The sequence below is a fragment of the Legionella bozemanae genome, assembly GCF_001648595.1.
GTDB classification, from domain to species: Bacteria; Pseudomonadota; Gammaproteobacteria; order Legionellales; family Legionellaceae; genus Legionella; species Legionella bozemanae.
On sequence record NZ_LBAW01000003.1, the window covers coordinates 135,531 to 153,060 of the forward strand.

The following is a 17,530-nucleotide window of genomic DNA, read 5'->3' on the forward strand; positions in this document are numbered from 1 at the left end:
TGCTTACCTCCGGCCTTGTTTCAGGCGTGTGATTTCATTGCTGTTAAATACCGAAGCCACTAATCCCCCGTGACGTAGAGTAAATTGAGGCGCAATACGTTGAATTACCAACACGTTGCCTTGGCGGCGCGTATTGACTATGGATTCCTTTCCCTGGTGATCGTCCACAGCAAAAATCGCAGGAACAGGCTGGTTCTTTTGTAATTCCACATAGGTAAAGGTACCATCATCGTAGACATGAACTGGCATAATTTGAGCATTACCACTGAAACGGTAATTCCAATTTAAGGTTTTAGGATTTTTTGGCTTCGTAGCGTTTAATGCAGCTTTCTTTTGTTTGGCCTGAGTGGCTTTTCGCTCCTCCTCAGGATAAATAAATTTAATGGCATAAACAGGAGTTGATTTACTTTTTAATTCTTTATTACTTATCACATGAAAGTAATAAGTGTGTTTATTGGTTACTACGGTCATGTTGGTATTTGAGCTTAACATGGTAGGTTTGATAAACATCATATTAGGTAGGTTGTTATGCTGAGTCACCATCCAGGAAGAAGTATCACCACCTTCCACATCAAGAATTGTTTCATGGCGGCCAAAAACAATTTGAGTCGAGGTAAACGTAGATGCATTTACACGTACCACGTTATTGTCTTCAAAGACGACATGATTCACCCGCATATCTTGAGAATAAGATTTGGGTACTTGTACGCTGTAACTGCTACTCCATGGAATTAAAATCATCAATAGGAATGGGATTGCTTTAGTCATGATTTACCTCTCACTGTTGCGAAGCTGTTTGCTGTAACGGGTCACTTGAAAACCATCCCAGTTTTTCCAGCGTATGTCAGGGTTGCTGGAAGGTTCCATGTAGCGCCATGAAATCAGCGCATTGTAGTGCTGCTCAGTTTGTCCTCCCGTCGCTTTGTCTGTATCAGTTAGCGTAAATACCACCTCAGCCAAATTCTGATGATTCTTTGGGAAATCCTTTTCATTAAAGATGAGATTATCCAAAAAATTAATGCTATAAATATGAAGGCTACGAGACCCCTTTGCCCCTAGAACATGGATTGGTGCGTCTTTAGACGATTTATCCTGTTCGCGCAGGTATTCGCTGGTGACAGTACTGCTGGAGAGAAGGCTTACTAAATCAAATTGAGTTCGATAAGAGCTCACATCAAAGCTTTCTCGATTCGTGATGTAGCGCACAATATCACTTTCCACCTGTGCTTTATTCATGGGGGCATTGTTTTGGTGCAACGGTTCAACTGTAGTAATACCATTGTCGTAATGATGCACCATGACTGGAATCAGTGTTTGCAAATTAGCGAGCACGGTTACTGCAATCACAGCACAGATATTTAAACCCATAGCAAATAGAAAGGCGATTTGATAACGGTTGCGCGAGACTTCGACACGGGCAAAATTATCATCTGCCCAACGGCGTGCCTCTTTAAAATAGGTATTGTTTGAACTCATGAACGACCTCTTGGATGGTTGTTAAATGAAGGAGGAATTGTTTGGTCTTGTGTTGGGGATTGGCCACGAAACGCGCGTAAATTTTCAAAAGTGCTTGCAGGCAAAACGGTTTTTGCCATATCAAAAGTTTTACGCCCCATAGTTTGCCCGGTACGACTTGCACCTATTGCCCCACCGAGAAATCCACCCACCATCGCAGAACCATTGCTGGTGGAGCAGGTACCACCAATACTTTTGGCAATGCCCGTAACTTCCAAAATAGCCATCACACAAAGACAAGCAACAATAAATATAGGCATCCAATCCACTGCACTAATGGTCGTTGCATGGTTTTGATAATGGCCACCAATTGCCCAGTGAATTAAGTGCATACAAAGACCTACTACAGAGGAAACTAAAATCAGTACCAATGAAAAACCCACTACAGTGCCAAGCCAGCGGTCAAAAAACGACCGGGTTCGCTCAAAAAGCGTGAAACATAAAAACAAAGGTGCCGTACACAGACAAATAGAGAGCATGAGCTTTGCGATAATGAATTCAAACAGCGCAAGACCCACCACAGCAAGTCCCGAAAGATAAATCATAATCGCAGTGAAGATGGGAGCATAGTGATTAAAGGATGCTTTAGCCCAAGTCCATGAGCCGACGCGAATGACTTCTATTAAGACCGATTGCAGCCCACCATTAACCCCACTGCCTGTAATTACCGGCACATCAAAGGGTGTAGCTTGCATTAATACCCCGCCAAGTTCACTGGCGCCATTGATAAAGAGCTTCACCAAATAATCGGAAAAAAAGCCCCAGTTCATCGCAAACATGTAAACAATTCCCATGCGAATGGCACCTTTGGTAAACTCCTGAATTGGTGTCTTAATCAATCCTTTAACCATCCCATAACCTGTAAGCACAATATAGAGCACACAAAGTAACGCCAGGGGTTTGGCCAATACATTGGATAAGGTGTTGTAGCCGTTAAAAATAAATGATTTGGTCAAGATATCAATTTGACTCATAAGCTTTAACACCACCGTGGAGTATGTTGGTATATCCATTGTCTTCTCGCTTTAAATGGTGTTAAAAAAAGTATCCTGATATTCCAGGGCAATTTCGGCAAATACACGTGCGTCAGTTAATTGTGATAACGTCAATCTTGAAAACTCTTTATGTAAATGTGCAAAATCCAACATGTGTTCAAATAATTTTTGGCAGTTAAGCTCTATATCCTCTCCGGACATACAACTTAAATAATAACCACCACCAGGCTCAGAAAAGAGTCCCATAACCTGCTCTGCACTTCGCGACGCTTGCATTAAAAAGTTAATTTGTTGTTTTTTAGTGAGCGCTTTTAAAGGATTGTCATGGCATCCACCAAGCAGACTCATACTCATGAGAAGCATCGTTGTAATAATAAATCGTTTCATAATTCATCCTTATTCAAATGATGCATCATCGTTAATTAAAACTTGCGGGCAAAGCCGCCCATAATCAGGGCATGGGGTATTCAAATCAGGTAGCCTGTTGCAGGCGCACAAATGAAGTACAAGACATATTCCAGCTAAAAAACGCATGAGTTCTCCTTTTTTAATCAGGTAACATGTTAAAACGGACGGATTCACTGTCGAGTGCAATCTCATTGGCTCCCTGAGCTGCAATTTGCTGGCTGATTAAAGTGTTCAGTCTTAAATTTTCTACTTGGATGTAGGCAAGCTCAGCTAAAATTCTGGAATTCAAATCCATTGCCGATTTTGTGTTTGGGGCTTTATCAATGGTCATGGACAAATTATGGATTGCTTTTAAATGGACATTTACCTCATTAAATGCATAGGTGGCCTGCACACTTACAGCACGATTGACAGCTTTATTTTGTTTATACGTGTTTAGCCGCTCTTGAGTTGCTCCTTTGAGATAACTTGCCTCATCCAAAGTGATGTGATTTTGTTGATAGGCTTTCACAAGCTCCTGGTAACGCGCGGGATTCCCACCGGAGATATTCTGCAAGGCATCATCCCAGGTATTAGGCGACCATTGCCTGTTATTTAAATCCGACAGGCTATTTGTCAAGTTGCCATATCCGTAACTGCCGCTGTTATAGTTCTTAATGCTTTCAATACCATTAAGTTGTGATTGGGCATTGTTATAAGTTTTGGAAAGCAACTGGTACTGGGAGCGCAATTGCTCCAATTGCTCTACGGCTTTGAGTAATAGTGCTACATCAACGCCACCAATAATACCGGCATGAACTGGCGATGTGATTACCATAGTCAGGAATACTAGAGATAGAAATCGAGTGCTCATCCCTTGCTCCTTTCTAAAAAAACAGGCAGCCAAATATCTGGATTGTCGCCGACTTCAGTAATAATGTTATCCAGCAAACGAACACTTGCTAGATAGCCCGAAAAGACCCGAATTTCATCGGCAAGTGCGCTTAAATCGAGTGTGCACAACATCGACTCTTGTCCTTGTTTCACCAAAAACTGTCGTGATTCAGCAGTCAAGTGTTTAATATGCGCAAGCTCTGCTCGTGAGAGATTGAGCTTGTCGAGATAAATCGACTCAGAGGCTGTAGGATTGGGAAAATAAATGGTAGTGGCTACATTAGTCAGAATGTCGCTGGCAATGTCTGAATAAACTACGGATTCAGGAGCCTGGGTCATAAAGATAAAATGGCCGTTTTTCTTGCGAATGGTGGCCAGCCAGCTTTTCAAATTCTTCTTCCAGAATCTTGAGCCCAAAACCTGCCATGCTTCATCAATAATAAAAGAAGTCAATCGACCATCCAGACATAAGCGCATGCGATGAAGAAGATACATATAAACGGGAGTAGAAACCGTACTAGACATCTCATCCATTAAATAAGTAATGTCAAAGCCTACCTTGTCAAAATCAAAACAAAGCGATTCTTTTTCATTATCAAAAAGCCAAGCGTATTCCCCATCGTTTGTGACACCATGACCTTTAAGCCATCGGCGAAGTTCAAACCAACGAGGGAAATCATAGGGCAGGCATTTACTTAAGTTGGTTAGCGTTCGATGATGTGGTTCCAAATGCTCGAAAACATAATTCACGCTCTCATTAAGCACTTCGGTAAGCGAGCCAGATAACTCCTCTTCCTCATTCTTTTTTACCAGATGTCCCAACCAATCCTTAACGAAGCTGCGGTTTTTTGGTGTATCAGGCAATTGCAGTGGATTCATCCCTGTGGTTTGCGCATACTCTGGAGAAATCACTGAGTAGATGCTGTTGCCACAACTTAAAACATAAATTTTCGAAGCCTCATCCCGGTCTAAGAAAAAACTGCGGTTGTTGTAACGTCCCATCTGTGCATCCAGAAATGCTACTAATGTGTTTTTACCCGCATTGGTAGCACCATAAATGGCAGTATGGCCTTTAGCTGGGTTGGTTTTGGAAGAGCGGCTGTGGTAGTTGAAATACACTGGGGTTCTTGAAGGGGTTTCAAGTAAGGTAACTGCAGCCCCTAAATGATTACCGTCTCTAAATCCGGTTTCATAATTATGGAGCGAACAGAAATCCACAAAATTATGCGAGGTTATGAGTGCTGAACGGGTTATAAAATGATGATTGGTTGGGAGTTGTGCCCAAAACGCCAGCTCCTGACCTATGGTTTCGCGAATAAGCACCATCCCGGAGGCCGCATAAATCTTAACAGCTTCCCGTATAGCATCCTCTAATTCTTCTTTGCTTGCGGCCACAAGCATTAATGTATTGTGATGGTATCCTAGTCGTATGGTTTGCGAAGAAAGTCCATCTTCTAAAACGCTCAAATGGTTAATTTGACTCAAGCTCGCATCATGGGCATTAATCAGTTTTTCCCTTTTTTTATTCACCGTGTCCAGTGCCACTTCCCGTGGAATTGGCGCAAAGGAATGGGTGAGAATAAATTCACAATCAAGTTCTAAAAGACTATCCAGCACAACACTTGCCGTGTATTGGCCATATTGCTTCACTGAAAGAATGGCTGCAAAACACACATCATTCGATGCCGCACCTTGGAACTGGATGGATTGCCCAAAATAAAGTTGTTTATTGCAGAGGTATTGCCCCAAATGCCCATCTGGGTAGAGACTTTCAGTTCCCCATACCTCAGGAATGCTCTTGGCAATGGGTGAGTAACTGCAAGGCCGTTGAAACGGCAGGCTATCCCCGCCATTAGGAATCAAGGATAAAAAAGCCAATAATTCGCTGTAACCCAGAGCCTGGTCATTATCCCCTAATAAACAAGGTTTGAATGGAGAAAGTGAGGTTTTTAACTGCTGCATTTTTGCTTTCAATGCAGTTAAATTCTCTTCACGAAGCAAAACTTTGCCTTTAGGACTTTGTGAGGCTTTCAATCGCTCCATAAAGGATAGTGATCGCGCTGCTTTGCTTGAAGTATCCCCTTTTAATACAGTAGTTAAATAAATGCTATTATGATAGAGGTTTTTGCCAGCAAAGCGGGCATGGTATTTGTCATTCACATGGCGCGCAAAGTTTGATTTAAACGCACCTTGTAACTCAATATTTTCTTTTTTCCTATGGATGGTGACGTATTGGATAAAACGCTCATCAAGATGAAGCATGGCCTGATGTAATTGACTGTTCAATTGATTCAAAGTCTCAGGTGCTTGCGTAATAAACGGAATGCCTTGAACTTTTAGGACAGCTCCCTGAAAACTTGACTTGGATTCAAAAACGAAAGGTGTATTTAAGTGGGTAATAGGATAAATGCTTGAAACTGGCGTTTCATCACGGGCCACTTTGGTCTTTTTAAACAGGTTCATAAGTGCGAACTCCTCAAAATTTTTGGTTCGGCATAGGTGGACAAAACGCCCATCGCTTATACATCACAGTGAAATAACGCGTGTCGTTACGGCACACCAACCAGCCATAGGTATGTAAAGGCAAGAACACCAATCCATAGAGCAGATTTCCCATCGCAATAAAAACACACACCGATATCATGAGGTTGATACTGTGGTATTCAAAAGTCACACCTCCAGTCATGGCACATCGTGTCAGCGCGCCATAGACTGGATGATGATTTAGCGTTGCCTCATTGATGTGACTCATGATCCTACCCCACAAGAAGACTGTATAAAGAGGAACCGCCAAAGATAACGCCAAGACCTACGAGGATCATGACAAAGCGTTCTTTGGGGAGTTTTTGTTGCGCAATACACAAATACCCGGTACCCACAATGGCGATAAGCCCTACTGCTTTAGCAACTGGCCCTTGTAAAAAGCGCACGGTGTTGTTGAGAATGCTCTCAATGCTGGCCGCAAACGTTGGTGTTGGAGCAAGAGTTAGTGTCAGGAGAACACGATGATTGATATTTTGTTTCAGTTGATTCAATAACTTTTTCATAAATTCTCCTGATTTATTTGCCTTCATCATTAGCCGTTTGTTGATTTAGGGAAGCACGCTTGCGATGGAAAATTTCTTCGCGATCAATATCCGTGTTGGGCGGGGCGATAAAGCCGATCCGCGCATATTGCCCCTTCACATCCAGAAGCTTGACTTGAATCGTGCCATTATTGATGAGTACCTGTTCGCCAACTCTTCTGCTTAATATCAACATGGTGTGTTCTCCTATGGTTTGATGTTTAAAATCTGTTTCATTTTCTTAAGTTGCGCATATGCCAATTCAAGATTGCGGGGTTTGTTACAACGCTTAGGTGGAATAAAAGCTAATCGTTTTTTTGCCGCCCTGCATAAATCGATAAATTGTGGCAAAGTAGGAGGTAGCTCTTTGGCTGCTAGACTTGCTATAGTTGCCTGTTCAATGACCTTATCCTCAAATTCTCCTAAAGCCTTAGCCCATTCCCGTTTTGCAAATTCAAGAAAATCCTCCTGCTTGAACTGGCTTCGCCATACAGAACCGTAATAGGCTGCAAACTTGAGAAATAAGCCGTCTATACTCTTGCGATTAGTGGGAATACTTTGGGAAGAAGATAATGTTGCTCTCTGATTCATACTCATCGATGTATCCTGATTTGCACGACTCCCAGAGGGCATCTGTTGTTTTAGATTGGGAATAATTTGTTTTATGTGGTGCATGTTTTGATTCCTTTGCAGTTGGAGTAATGAGTTCATCTTTCCAGCAATGCTGGGCAAGCCAGTTCGCAGGATATTTCCAAGGGGCAACCCACTCACCTTGACTTTTGAGTAGATTGATGAAGTTAATTTGTGCCTGTAGGGCGGTGAGCATTTCTTCGATTAACGCATCAGATGGGGATAGCGTTTGGAACACTTCCCAGGCTTTTTGTTGGGCTTTCTTAAGGGGATACAATTCCCAGAATGATTCGAAGCGTTTTTTTAAATAAATAAAATAATAATTATTATTACTTTGAGGTATGGCGGCTTTTGGGGATTCTGCTATGTCGGCTTTTAGTGGCTCACTCCCCGATAACCCAGCATTTACAAAGTTTTTCTCATGCAAATTTCTGTCGGCTTTCTGTGGCGGGTTTATGGCGGCTTTATTTTGGACAGAATAATGCCTTGTTGCTAATTCACATTTTAAAATAAGTTGCATTCCTTCGGATTGTATTGCAATGATCCCGACACGAACCAAACCGGATATTGCACGTCGTATTTGATCACGCGACCAACTCTGACTTTTAATACCTTGGTGCGGCTCAATGTACAATTGTTCTGCAATCGATTGATAACTAATTCTTCGCTTTTCTCCAACGACCCCCGTTTTTCCATCCATATAGGGTCTTATTCCTCTTAAATAGGCAAGTTGCTGGATATGAGGCAATCCACTGAGAACTTCCAGCTCTTGGTGATTGATTAAAAAATCCATGACTATATTTTGACTCCATAGGGTTATTTAGTTGAAAACATGATCCGTGTTACACTGGAAAACACAGCGAAGTATTCGTTAGAAAGTTACCAAATAAAACGTAATGTTTTATCGAATTCTTCATAATGTTTAATAATATAAAACACTTTGTTTTATGTAAAGTGTTTTATTAACTTATTCTGATAATCATGAGCATAAAAGAAAGAATTGGTGAACGAATTACTCAATCCCGTAGAGCGCTGGGCATTACAATCAAGGAATTAGCTGAAAAAACAGGTGAGCTAAGCGCAGCTAGAATAAGTAATTGGGAACAAGGAACCAGAAGCCCTGGCCCTATGGAGGCAAAACTTTTAGCAAAGGCGTTAAATGTATCAGCATCCTTTCTCTTATGTCTTACAGATAATCCGGGCGGGGAAATATCAAAAAGCAGTAATGCAATTCAATTTATGCCAATCCTCCCATTACAGGAAGCCCCAAAAGCAAATGAATATTTTCATGGTGTGAATATTATCGAGGATTCAAAAACCAAATTAATTGTTGATTCTATAAAAGGAAAAAAACCCAGCGAACGTTCTTTTGCGGTAGAAATTGAAGATAACAGTATGCAGCCACCTTTTTATAAAGGGGATCTTATTATTATTGATACAGAGGCCTCACCTAATCCAGGTGATTATGTTGTAGTTTACATACCCCAAAAAAATCAAACATACCTACGCAAATATAGTGAGGCTAAATCAAAAGATTATTTGTATCAGTTAATCGCTTATAATGAGTTATGGGCAACTATCGAGGTAACTAGCAAAAACGATGCTACCATTATAGGTACTGTAATTGAACATCGTAGATATTTGTAATTTTTCAACTCGAATACTAATAGATAGAAAGATTACTAGCTAGAATTAAATAAAAACCTCATATTTATATATCCACTATCTTTCGATAATTTCTTAATTCTTTCATAAAAAGAATGGTTACTCATCCTTTACTTATCTCAACACTCAATAAATATTTTTTGAAAATATGCCTTTATATGATTGTCTTGATTAAATTTCTTTAATAAAAATAATAACTTGACAATCAAATTTAGGTTAAATACATTGGCCTCGAAGTATAAGGAGGTTCTTGTGAAAAAAATAATACTCTTATCAGCAATACTAGGAATTGCTTCCCTTAATTCTTATGCGGGACTGGTGGCTACCACCGTTCATAGCCGAGCTAATTGTTATAATAATGAATCCATAACCTGGTGGTTGAACCATTCTTATGACTGGCGTGTCGTAAGTGTACATTTCGATATTTACAATACTGCCCACCATATTGATACTGGCTACGCATATACTTGGCGACAAGCCGCAGTACACTGGGGAGAAGCACCTCTAGGAGATCATCGATGGACTGTTTCTGGCTATCATTATTTAATTGATTATGGTAACGGAAAAATCCCTTTCGATTCAACGCATGTTGGCGATTGTAGTATTTATAATGGCTGGTGGGATTATTAATACGTTAAAAAAATTGTAAGGAATAAAAATGAAAATAAAATTATTAATAGCAAGTATATCAGCCCTCCTTACTTTCAATGTAATGGCAGAGACCTCCAACCCATCCAAAGAAGAAATGGATAAAAAAGCCAGAGAATATTTAGCCAAATCTGGTATTAATATTCCAGAAACAACAGATATAAGTATTGTTTCCGCTACCAAGTATATCAATGCCCCAACCGCCGCAAATGATAAAAATGACGCCTATATAGCGAAAAAAATGCAAGAATTTTTATCAATGAATCAAGAGCAACAAAAAAATGGTTATGTGCAAGTTGCTGAACCGCGAGCAAAAGAGTTAATGGAGTTAAAATACATTGCTCCAACTCAGATAAAAAAATATAAAGATACTTTTTCTCCAATTAGTACTCATATAAGAATGTCAATTGATGAAATAAAACTAGCTTATACCTTCTTAGGTGTCCCAGAAACAGATAGGAACCTAACGATAGGAGTAGCCCCTTTTGGCGCTTATAAACAAGTAAAAAATGGAGATAAAGGAGATGGCTGGGATGGAGCTGTCCAATTTTTTGAAAAAGATGGCATAGGCAGTTGTGCTTATTATGAGCATAACAGAATACTCGCCCAGAGTGGCGTTGAACTGATAAAAGAGTTAGTAACTTATGATGTTGATAATAAACCTACGATTGTATTAGTCAAAGGAACAGAACAAACAGGCTTTGTATATAAATTAAAATGGTATGATCAAACCTTTAGTAGAGAGTTGGAGTGCGCAAACACAAAGTTTAGCTCACAAATACGCTCGGAAGTTATAAACTTAGCTAATCGGATAGAGAATTACCAGCATCAGTAAACTTATTTAAAAGGCTTGGATTACAAATCTAAGCCTAATCAAATTTAAACCCTATGATTTATTTAGGTGCATTAAAATATTAACGTCTATTCCCCAAAAAATAGTAAGAATAATTCTGCTAGGGTTATCCCTTTTTCCTTGTCTAAATAATATCTTCCTTCCAATACAGCGAGTAGAAACGTTGTCGAAATTTGAAGTGATGCACCGAGCTCCTTTAAATCAAGATGGCTGTATTTTAGCAATATCTCAATAAGATATTTTTGTTTCTTTCTATTACACGTAAAATTAAAATTTACAATTCCCTCTTCTTCTTTACAAGCAACACTCATTTATAAATCCCTGAGATAAAAATCACACAAGTCTATGTATTGACATGCGTATTGAAACACGGAAAATACTCGAACGTAAACTTCTAAATTTCATGCTGATTTATAGAGGTTATTTTCAATTTTGAAAGAAATTTGGGCTTAATATGGACTTTAACCAATCAATTATAAAAGTAACCTGGCAAGAAATAAGAGACTCTCTCTATGAAGTCGAACCTAGATTTACTGAAATCGTAGACGAATTAAATCCGGATAAAGATTGCTGCCTCTATGTATTGAGCTTTCCTTATGGTGCAATGATTGGCGATGATATAAGTCAATTCATTCCTTATGATAATGGAGATGGGTTTTATCGCTTATCCTCTGAAAACGCTCCTGCCGATATAATAAAAGATCTGGGTTATGGTAAGGATAGCGCACCGTTAGGCATGGTATTAAGTAAGTCTATTGAGTTTTTCGTCGATTTACCCGATAAAGAATTAACTTTGCCTATACGCATTGCAGGACCTGGTGAATTTTATAATTTTTCCCGCATTCTCAGCATTAATAATAATAAAAAACCGTTTGCTCCCAATGGACTTTTAAAGGCTACAGCCGGGGCTCGAACTGTATTTTCCCTGCCTTATCTAACTTGCAATAACAGCTTCAATCGTCTTGAAGGAGCCATTGGAACTTTGAATAAATATCCTTCTTCGCAATATGATCATTTTGAATTATTTAAATTAATTACTAATAATCAAAATCTAACAACTAAATGGCGAATGAAGCTAATTTACTTTGCTCAAAAATGGATTGATAACATTTTAAATAATGAAAAATGGTTCAAGCTGCGTTCTTATATATATCAACTAGCATGGAAATCAAGCGATTATAAACGTAACCAATATTATTACGATATTTCCTATTCTATCATGCAGGAGAAATCTAATACGCGCTCTAATCCATATATTAATGATACTGCTCGACATTTACTCGATATCGCCATTGGTGCTTTCCCAGGATTAGCTCCACTAGTTAATGATGAGTTACTTCCATTGAAAACTATTCAACATGTATTAACTTACTCCTATGGATTAAAAAAATATATCCCGACAATCATTGGCCCTGAGTATTTTGATTATCTGATTAAAAAGCCTGTTTATTATTCCTTGCAATATCCTATCACCCGCTCTTTTTCTCCAAAAACAAAAAATTCAATTAGTATGCTCAACCACTTAGATGATTTGAAAAAAAGCATGGATAGATTTTTAATTATGATAAAAAGCAAAGACAGTATGTGGTATGGCACTATATTGCAAGAAGCAGTAAACACGACAAAATTTGAATATATACATGTCAATTCAAACAATAACCTAAAACCCAAAACTCCTGAAGAAGTGATACAAAATGATTATAGATTCCGAACTGTGGAAGAGAACTGCATTAAAAATAATATTTCTCCCTCAGTTGATGCAAATTTCTTTCGAGGTTGTGTTAGTTTATCAACAATATGAATTTAGTTTTCATTTAGCATATTCTGAAAAATGAACATTCTTTTTTACTCTATGGCTGGCAAAATAGCTTACTGTAAAAATTATTAGACCCGTCATACCACATAAAACCCACACAAGATTCATACCCCAATCGGACAGCATATTTGCACCAATAAAAGAACCGGCTAAGATTCCAAAGGCAAAAATAAACTTATGATTTCCCATAGCTCTACCCCTAGCAGCTTTTGGTGAATATTGAAAACAAATAAATTGACTCATTACAATAGCAATCATTTCTCCCAGGGTTCTAACAACACATAAAGATAGAACAAAATAATAATTATCAGAATAAATAACTAAATACATTCCAACTCCCAGGATCAAACCACCTAAAGCAAGGGCAACTAAATGATTCAGCACCATAATGCGTTGAGTTAAATAGGGCAACAACGTAATGATAATAAAAGTATTCAAGCCTAAAATAATGCTTATTTGAAAACTGGTAAAATGATTCTCCAAAAACACCTGATATCCAATGCGCTGTTGCGCAAAGATAATTCCCAACAAAAAAGTTACCGCTAAAGCTACAAAATAAATTCTTTTATTTGGAGTAGTTCTGTCATTAAGATTAGAATTTCTGATAATAACCGATTCACCTCTTTCGCAAAAATAAAACAATGAGATAATAACTAGCATTCCACCAATTAACGAAAATAATAAGATCGCATAATTACTTGATAAATAACTAACCAATATCCCACCCAATAAAAGGCCTATATTAGATGCAATAGATGTAAAGCTTATGACGTGGGCTCGAACAGACTCTGAGTCATTTGCATAGCTCGTAATAATATAATGATTAATTGCAACGAAAGCATATCCTGCCAAACCATACAAAAACACAGATGCTGCTAATACAACTGGTTTAGCAGAGTAGGCTATTAGTAAAAAACATATTCCCTGTAATAAAAGACTAAATCCCGAAAAGATTAATGGATTAAACTTGTCAGAATATTTTGCAGATAACCATGAACCAACAATATTTCCTGCAGATAAAGCAGTTACTTCATAACCTATGATCAGCCATTTCATACGAATATGGGCTAAATATATACCAATAAAAAATGCAATTCCTGCTGAAATAGCGCGGATGAAATATAGAAACAAAAATCGTTTACATCTTGAGTCTAATTGATTAAAAATTGCAAAATAATTCACGTAAAATCCTTTTTATAGTCTTATAGTCCTTGGGTTTCAATTCAAATTGAGCTCTCTAAGTGTTTTATCATCCACAGGAGCTCTCGATTTTGGCGGGATATACAATGTGGAAAGAGTCGAAAAATTACCGGTCGGTAAATTTTCTAATCTGATCTTTTCTATTCGGGGATTCATGCCTGGATAAATAGCTGCTTCATATATGAATAATTCCTGTTGCGGCGAATAATATTTCAAAAGTTTATTTAATAAAGCCTCCAAAGCCTTGGTAGATAGATAATTAGTTGCTTGTTTCAAATTTCCTAGCATCGCAACTTGCCATAACAAAACATGACTATAAGGATCGAGTATTCTTTCTTTCAAAAGAAATTCTGTAGCTTCAATAGAAATGCAGCCTTCATTGCCAGGATTTATTTCCAGATCGGCAAATAAACAATCTTCAGCAGAAACACCTGGTAAAATTAGTGTTTCATATCCTAATGTTTTAGCTTTTTTTAAAGCAGTTAATCCAGGAGAAGTAAAAACTGTGGGATGCCCATAGAGGATTACTGTCAGAAATTGATACTCTGATGCTTTCGACAAGATATGATTTGAAATTTCCGTATACGCGTCGCTACGTAAAGTATGATTAAAATAGTATGGCTCGAGCGATTCATGATTTGGATTAAGTTTTTTGATGTATTTTTCAAGCACTGGCTCATTAAGTAGGTACAGCACAAAATCTGCTTTTTCTATATAAGTTTGTGCTTCTTGAGTAAGATGTGCCAGAGTTTTAATCCCGGAACCTACTAAAACCAGCTTATTTCGCGAAAACATTACAGCTCTACTACCTCAACTGTATCTGCGAATTGCTTATTTTTAGATATAACTTCTCTCAACTTCAACTGATCATCTTGAGCAAATAAATTTTTTAACTCAGTGTCTAAATTATCAAGAGAATCAAAACGATTATCGGAAAACAGAGGGGTTTTTACTAATTGTACAAATTTTTCGAGAATATCCATACTTCATCCTGATAGCCAAATCATTTAGTGCTTCTTTTTAGCACAATACAAAAAAAGATTCACTACATTTTTTATAAATGCTCTTTTTCATAATATTACTTAATTTTGATGAATTTCAAATCAGTATTAATTTTCTTCAAAGAAAAGGCTTCCGCAAGTATATTTCTTGACTAATAACACGATATGTTTTATTTTTAACATCAAAATGTTTTATAAAAGACAATTATAGATTGCTAAATACATAAATAGGCCAGGGAGTTCGGAATGGTTAAATGGGTAAAACTAAAAAAATACTGCCAAGAAACTGGAGATACAGTAAACGCAGTGCATTGTAAACGAAAGAGAGGAATGTGGTTAGATGGACTCCATTGCAAGCTGGGACCAGATGGTAATTTATGGGTTAATTTAGTGGAGGTTGAAAAATGGGTGGAAAACGGCAATCGGGCAACACTCCAAAAACTACAAATGGGGTAGTAGTCCGAAAATGGCATTCAGGGAAAACAACTCTAAGAATTAGTTTTTATTATCGCGGTGTTCGCTGCTTTGAATCTATTAAAATTGAAGCTACTGCAGCAAATATAAAATATGCAGAACGCCTACGTGGCGAAATTCTAAATGCTATTGAACGCGGAACTTTTTCGTACTCTGATTATTTTCCTAACTCGAAGCGTGCCTATATCTTTGGGCATGTTAAATCCAAAATAACTATAGGAGAGTTGCTCCGAGAATTTTTAGAAGAAGCAAAGTCAACTAAAGAAGCAAGTACTTATCGCGGTTATAAACGTGTTTGTGATGGACACCTATTTCCAATGTTTGATAAAGTTGAAATACAGAATTTACAACCCTCCATTCTCAGAAAATGGATTAGGAGTCTTAATTGTACGACTAAAACGGTGGCGAACATTCTAATCCCTCTACGTGCAGTCATTGAGCAAGCACTGGTGGATCAATACATCAAAGAAAATCCTCTCAATAGTATTATTGTTGATAAGTTACTTAATAAAGAAACAAAAAAAAGTGATTATAAGCCTGATCCATTTAGTCTTGATGAAATTAAAGCTATATTAAATGAATCAAAGGGACAAGTACGTTTATTGCTTCAATTTGCGTTCTTCACAGGATTACGAGTATCCGAACTTATTGGATTGAGATGGGAGGACGTGGACTTGCAAAGCAAAATTATTCATATTGAAGAAACCATTGTTGCTAAAGAAACAAAAGGTCCCAAAACAGAGGCAGGTGTTCGAGATGTACTTTTATTACCTCCAGCATTAGAAGCTTTAGAACAACAAAAACAATACACTTTTGCGCAAAAGGGAAGAGTGTTTCATAACCCACAAACCAACAAAGCATGGGAAACGTCACAACAAATTCGCCGTACTCAGTGGATACCCATATTAAAACGAGCGGCAATTCGTTATCGCAATACATATCAAACTCGACATACTTATGCATCCATGATGCTTTCCCAAGGTGAAAACATTATGTGGGTATCTAAACAATTAGGGCATGTTGATGTTGAGATGGTAATTAAAACCTACGGCCGATGGATACCAGATAATTCATCACAATCAGGGTACCGTCCTATACACGATTGGGATCATCATTTAGACTAATTGTTGCACATAATTTTATATGTGCCTCTATATTTTCCAATTTATTCTTTAAGTTACATTTAAGACTTCAATTTGGTTAATTGAGTCAATAGCAGCTGATTCTATTTCTAGTTGCTCTTCATCGTCTTCAAGGTAATATTTCATTTTAAATTGAATACCAGCTTTTATCCTAATTTCAATTTCAACTGATGTAGAATAATAATGATCATTTTCCTCAAAAATACTAAAGTCCATCTCTTCAGCTATATAATCACCCTTATAAATATCAACTAAGCCCTCTACTTCAGTGACAAAATTGCAATCTATTACAAAAAGATCATCACCATAATAATGAAGTGTTTTAAAATCGAAGTTTATATCATCTTCATTTATTATCCCGCTAACGGAAGAAATATAAGCGATATTATCATCACTTGGTATTCTTAAGTCCTCTATGTTTGTTCCTTGCAGCATATCGATAATATCGTTTTCAATTAAATTAAAAATCTGATATTTCTCCTTCTTTAAAAAATCACTTACTTTAGAGGAATAGTTGATATTATATAGGTGAGCTTGTATAGGTTTGGATTCAATAAATTCTTTTAATGACCTATGAATAATTATTTGATTGCTTTGTTCTAAAATCTTGCTCAAATGAGAGTCATTAGAAATGAAATAGACCTTTCCCAAATGTTTTTTTGTAAAATTCAACAAAAAATAATATAGAAATGAATCAGGGAAATCTTCTTTACTTTTTAATATCTTGAAAGCTCTAGCTCCTTCAAAATAATCTTTTAAAGTATCCATGGGATCACAATCTATATGGTCATAAATTTTTGCTTTATACTTTGAAAGTCGACTTCTCAAGTCTTTATCAATTTTGTTTTTATAGTCAGGGGGTAATATTTCTTTAATGGTTTTCTTACTTTCTTCTGATATAAACCCAAATCTTTTAAGGTCATTTATGTGTTTATTGAAAAGTCCTTTAATTTCTTCATATTTGCTAATCTGGTAGCTAACAAACTCATTAAACACTATATAGGGAACATGCAATTTTACTTGTTCACTCTCCAATAATCTCTCCAATGCTTTGAAATCAGCTTTTTTAAATAAGACATCGCTTCGAAATATATTTGTATCTAAAATAAGATGAATTGGTTTTTCGTTCATTATTTAAAATATTTTGTAGCTGTATTTGAAATTATAAACTATAAAATCCCGATAGTACTTTTTGGTAGCCTAAGAGATAATCAAGCTAATTGAGGACAGTACCAAAACAGTAAA

The 17,530-nt window shown here is 37.3% G+C and carries 23 protein-coding genes; 6 read left to right on the plus strand and 17 right to left on the minus strand.

What is annotated here, in order from left to right; translation table 11 throughout:
* Positions 1-3: 3 nt before the first annotated feature.
* The 12 genes from virB9 to A8O27_RS03850 are packed head-to-tail and all read right to left on the minus strand — an operon-like array spanning position 4 to position 8,279.
* The gene (gene virB9 / locus A8O27_RS03805) at positions 4-768 is read right to left on the minus strand and encodes a P-type conjugative transfer protein VirB9 (RefSeq protein ID WP_058458410.1); all 765 of its coding nucleotides are present in this window, start codon (positions 766-768) and stop codon (positions 4-6) included.
* Between the two features lie 3 nt (positions 769-771).
* The gene (locus A8O27_RS03810) at positions 772-1,476 is read right to left on the minus strand and encodes a VirB8 family type IV secretion system protein (RefSeq protein WP_058458409.1); all 705 of its coding nucleotides are present in this window, start codon (positions 1,474-1,476) and stop codon (positions 772-774) included.
* Positions 1,473-2,528 (minus strand): TrbL/VirB6 family protein, encoded by a 1,056-nt coding sequence (locus A8O27_RS03815; RefSeq protein ID WP_058458408.1) that lies wholly within the window; start codon positions 2,526-2,528, stop codon positions 1,473-1,475. Before A8O27_RS03815 ends, A8O27_RS03810 begins: the two co-directional genes overlap by 4 nt.
* Before the next feature lie 12 nt (positions 2,529-2,540).
* Complete coding sequence (locus tag A8O27_RS03820) at positions 2,541-2,897, minus strand: hypothetical protein (RefSeq protein WP_058458407.1); 357 nt, start codon at positions 2,895-2,897, stop codon at positions 2,541-2,543.
* Between the two features lie 9 nt (positions 2,898-2,906).
* Positions 2,907-3,044, minus strand: a complete 138-nt coding sequence (gene lvhB7 / locus A8O27_RS18985) for a T4SS-associated protein LvhB7 (protein ID WP_165483288.1) — start codon at positions 3,042-3,044, stop codon at positions 2,907-2,909.
* A gap of 13 nt (positions 3,045-3,057) precedes the next feature.
* Positions 3,058-3,771: a type IV secretion system protein gene (locus tag A8O27_RS03825; RefSeq protein ID WP_058458406.1), complete on the minus strand. Its 714-nt coding sequence runs from the start codon at positions 3,769-3,771 to the stop codon at positions 3,058-3,060.
* Positions 3,768-6,254: a VirB4 family type IV secretion/conjugal transfer ATPase gene (locus tag A8O27_RS03830; RefSeq protein WP_058458405.1), complete on the minus strand. Its 2,487-nt coding sequence runs from the start codon at positions 6,252-6,254 to the stop codon at positions 3,768-3,770. The genes A8O27_RS03825 and A8O27_RS03830 overlap by 4 nt, the downstream gene beginning before the upstream one ends.
* Positions 6,255-6,267: 13 nt before the next feature.
* Positions 6,268-6,543: a VirB3 family type IV secretion system protein gene (locus A8O27_RS18410; RefSeq protein WP_082642400.1), complete on the minus strand. Its 276-nt coding sequence runs from the start codon at positions 6,541-6,543 to the stop codon at positions 6,268-6,270.
* A 4-nt stretch (positions 6,544-6,547) separates the two neighbouring features.
* Positions 6,548-6,838, minus strand: a complete 291-nt coding sequence (locus A8O27_RS03835; protein ID WP_058458404.1) for a TrbC/VirB2 family protein — start codon at positions 6,836-6,838, stop codon at positions 6,548-6,550.
* Between the two features lie 13 nt (positions 6,839-6,851).
* Positions 6,852-7,052 carry a carbon storage regulator gene (locus A8O27_RS03840; RefSeq protein WP_058458403.1) on the minus strand — a complete coding sequence of 67 codons (201 nt, stop codon included), beginning with the start codon at positions 7,050-7,052 and terminating at the stop codon, positions 6,852-6,854.
* Positions 7,053-7,063: 11 nt separating this feature from the next.
* Entirely contained in the window at positions 7,064-7,453 is a 390-nt protein-coding gene (locus A8O27_RS03845) for a hypothetical protein (protein WP_058458402.1), read from the minus strand.
* The gene (locus A8O27_RS03850) at positions 7,401-8,279 is read right to left on the minus strand and encodes a hypothetical protein (RefSeq protein ID WP_064115063.1); all 879 of its coding nucleotides are present in this window, start codon (positions 8,277-8,279) and stop codon (positions 7,401-7,403) included. Before A8O27_RS03850 ends, A8O27_RS03845 begins: the two co-directional genes overlap by 53 nt.
* 188 nt (positions 8,280-8,467) lie before the next feature.
* On the opposite strand from A8O27_RS03850, the gene A8O27_RS03855 reads away from it, so the two are divergent.
* From A8O27_RS03855 to A8O27_RS03865, 3 genes are all read left to right on the plus strand, one after another.
* Positions 8,468-9,133, plus strand: a complete 666-nt coding sequence (locus tag A8O27_RS03855; protein ID WP_058458401.1) for a S24 family peptidase — start codon at positions 8,468-8,470, stop codon at positions 9,131-9,133.
* A 270-nt stretch (positions 9,134-9,403) separates the two neighbouring features.
* Entirely contained in the window at positions 9,404-9,781 is a 378-nt protein-coding gene (locus A8O27_RS03860) for a hypothetical protein (protein ID WP_058458400.1), read from the plus strand.
* A gap of 28 nt (positions 9,782-9,809) precedes the next feature.
* Complete coding sequence (locus A8O27_RS03865; protein ID WP_058458399.1) at positions 9,810-10,634, plus strand: hypothetical protein; 825 nt, start codon at positions 9,810-9,812, stop codon at positions 10,632-10,634.
* 86 nt (positions 10,635-10,720) lie between these two features.
* On the opposite strand, the gene A8O27_RS03870 is transcribed toward A8O27_RS03865, so the two are convergent.
* On the minus strand, positions 10,721-10,963 hold the full coding sequence (locus A8O27_RS03870; protein WP_058458398.1) for a hypothetical protein: 243 nt from the start codon (positions 10,961-10,963) through the stop codon (positions 10,721-10,723).
* Between the two features lie 293 nt (positions 10,964-11,256).
* On the opposite strand from A8O27_RS03870, the gene A8O27_RS03875 reads away from it, so the two are divergent.
* Positions 11,257-12,453 carry a hypothetical protein gene (locus A8O27_RS03875; RefSeq protein WP_131744490.1) on the plus strand — a complete coding sequence of 399 codons (1,197 nt, stop codon included), beginning with the start codon at positions 11,257-11,259 and terminating at the stop codon, positions 12,451-12,453.
* A 9-nt stretch (positions 12,454-12,462) separates the two neighbouring features.
* On the opposite strand, the gene A8O27_RS03880 is transcribed toward A8O27_RS03875, so the two are convergent.
* The 3 genes from A8O27_RS03880 to A8O27_RS03890 are packed head-to-tail and all read right to left on the minus strand — an operon-like array spanning position 12,463 to position 14,651.
* Positions 12,463-13,650 carry an MFS transporter gene (locus A8O27_RS03880; protein WP_058458396.1) on the minus strand — a complete coding sequence of 396 codons (1,188 nt, stop codon included), beginning with the start codon at positions 13,648-13,650 and terminating at the stop codon, positions 12,463-12,465.
* 36 nt (positions 13,651-13,686) lie between these two features.
* Positions 13,687-14,463, minus strand: a complete 777-nt coding sequence (locus A8O27_RS03885) for an SAM-dependent methyltransferase (protein ID WP_058458395.1) — start codon at positions 14,461-14,463, stop codon at positions 13,687-13,689.
* A complete protein-coding gene (locus A8O27_RS03890) occupies positions 14,463-14,651 on the minus strand; it encodes a hypothetical protein (protein WP_058458394.1) in 189 nt (62 codons plus the stop codon). Before A8O27_RS03890 ends, A8O27_RS03885 begins: the two co-directional genes overlap by 1 nt.
* Before the next feature lie 264 nt (positions 14,652-14,915).
* Here A8O27_RS03890 and xisR point away from each other — a divergent pair, with 264 nt between their 5' ends.
* On the plus strand, positions 14,916-15,125 hold the full coding sequence (xisR, locus tag A8O27_RS18415) for an excisionase family protein (protein ID WP_058458393.1): 210 nt from the start codon (positions 14,916-14,918) through the stop codon (positions 15,123-15,125).
* The gene (locus A8O27_RS03895; protein ID WP_058458392.1) at positions 15,074-16,267 is read left to right on the plus strand and encodes a site-specific integrase; all 1,194 of its coding nucleotides are present in this window, start codon (positions 15,074-15,076) and stop codon (positions 16,265-16,267) included. The genes xisR and A8O27_RS03895 overlap by 52 nt, the downstream gene beginning before the upstream one ends.
* A 48-nt stretch (positions 16,268-16,315) precedes the next feature.
* On the opposite strand, the gene A8O27_RS03900 is transcribed toward A8O27_RS03895, so the two are convergent.
* The gene (locus tag A8O27_RS03900; protein WP_058458391.1) at positions 16,316-17,416 is read right to left on the minus strand and encodes a PIN domain-containing protein; all 1,101 of its coding nucleotides are present in this window, start codon (positions 17,414-17,416) and stop codon (positions 16,316-16,318) included.
* Positions 17,417-17,530: the final 114 nt, after the last annotated feature.

What these genes read in the sequence shown, in the direction of transcription:
- virB9 (WP_058458410.1), bottom strand. Translation starts at nt 768, where the DNA reads ATGACTAAAGCAATCCCATTCCTATTGATGATTTTAATTCCATGGAGT.
- A8O27_RS03810 (WP_058458409.1), bottom strand. Translation starts at nt 1,476, where the DNA reads ATGAGTTCAAACAATACCTATTTTAAAGAGGCACGCCGTTGGGCAGAT.
- A8O27_RS03815 (WP_058458408.1), bottom strand. Translation starts at nt 2,528, where the DNA reads ATGGATATACCAACATACTCCACGGTGGTGTTAAAGCTTATGAGTCAA.
- A8O27_RS03820 (WP_058458407.1), bottom strand. Translation starts at nt 2,897, where the DNA reads ATGAAACGATTTATTATTACAACGATGCTTCTCATGAGTATGAGTCTG.
- lvhB7 (WP_165483288.1), bottom strand. Translation starts at nt 3,044, where the DNA reads ATGCGTTTTTTAGCTGGAATATGTCTTGTACTTCATTTGTGCGCCTGC.
- A8O27_RS03825 (WP_058458406.1), bottom strand. Translation starts at nt 3,771, where the DNA reads ATGAGCACTCGATTTCTATCTCTAGTATTCCTGACTATGGTAATCACA.
- A8O27_RS03830 (WP_058458405.1), bottom strand. Translation starts at nt 6,254, where the DNA reads ATGAACCTGTTTAAAAAGACCAAAGTGGCCCGTGATGAAACGCCAGTT.
- A8O27_RS18410 (WP_082642400.1), bottom strand. Translation starts at nt 6,543, where the DNA reads ATGAGTCACATCAATGAGGCAACGCTAAATCATCATCCAGTCTATGGC.
- A8O27_RS03835 (WP_058458404.1), bottom strand. Translation starts at nt 6,838, where the DNA reads ATGAAAAAGTTATTGAATCAACTGAAACAAAATATCAATCATCGTGTT.
- A8O27_RS03840 (WP_058458403.1), bottom strand. Translation starts at nt 7,052, where the DNA reads ATGTTGATATTAAGCAGAAGAGTTGGCGAACAGGTACTCATCAATAAT.
- A8O27_RS03845 (WP_058458402.1), bottom strand. Translation starts at nt 7,453, where the DNA reads ATGAGTATGAATCAGAGAGCAACATTATCTTCTTCCCAAAGTATTCCC.
- A8O27_RS03850 (WP_064115063.1), bottom strand. Translation starts at nt 8,279, where the DNA reads ATGGATTTTTTAATCAATCACCAAGAGCTGGAAGTTCTCAGTGGATTG.
- A8O27_RS03855 (WP_058458401.1), top strand. Translation starts at nt 8,468, where the DNA reads ATGAGCATAAAAGAAAGAATTGGTGAACGAATTACTCAATCCCGTAGA.
- A8O27_RS03865 (WP_058458399.1), top strand. Translation starts at nt 9,810, where the DNA reads ATGAAAATAAAATTATTAATAGCAAGTATATCAGCCCTCCTTACTTTC.
- A8O27_RS03870 (WP_058458398.1), bottom strand. Translation starts at nt 10,963, where the DNA reads ATGAGTGTTGCTTGTAAAGAAGAAGAGGGAATTGTAAATTTTAATTTT.
- A8O27_RS03875 (WP_131744490.1), top strand. Translation starts at nt 11,257, where the DNA reads ATGATTGGCGATGATATAAGTCAATTCATTCCTTATGATAATGGAGAT.
- A8O27_RS03885 (WP_058458395.1), bottom strand. Translation starts at nt 14,463, where the DNA reads ATGTTTTCGCGAAATAAGCTGGTTTTAGTAGGTTCCGGGATTAAAACT.
- A8O27_RS03890 (WP_058458394.1), bottom strand. Translation starts at nt 14,651, where the DNA reads ATGGATATTCTCGAAAAATTTGTACAATTAGTAAAAACCCCTCTGTTT.
- xisR (WP_058458393.1), top strand. Translation starts at nt 14,916, where the DNA reads ATGGTTAAATGGGTAAAACTAAAAAAATACTGCCAAGAAACTGGAGAT.
- A8O27_RS03895 (WP_058458392.1), top strand. Translation starts at nt 15,074, where the DNA reads ATGGGTGGAAAACGGCAATCGGGCAACACTCCAAAAACTACAAATGGG.
- A8O27_RS03900 (WP_058458391.1), bottom strand. Translation starts at nt 17,416, where the DNA reads ATGAACGAAAAACCAATTCATCTTATTTTAGATACAAATATATTTCGA.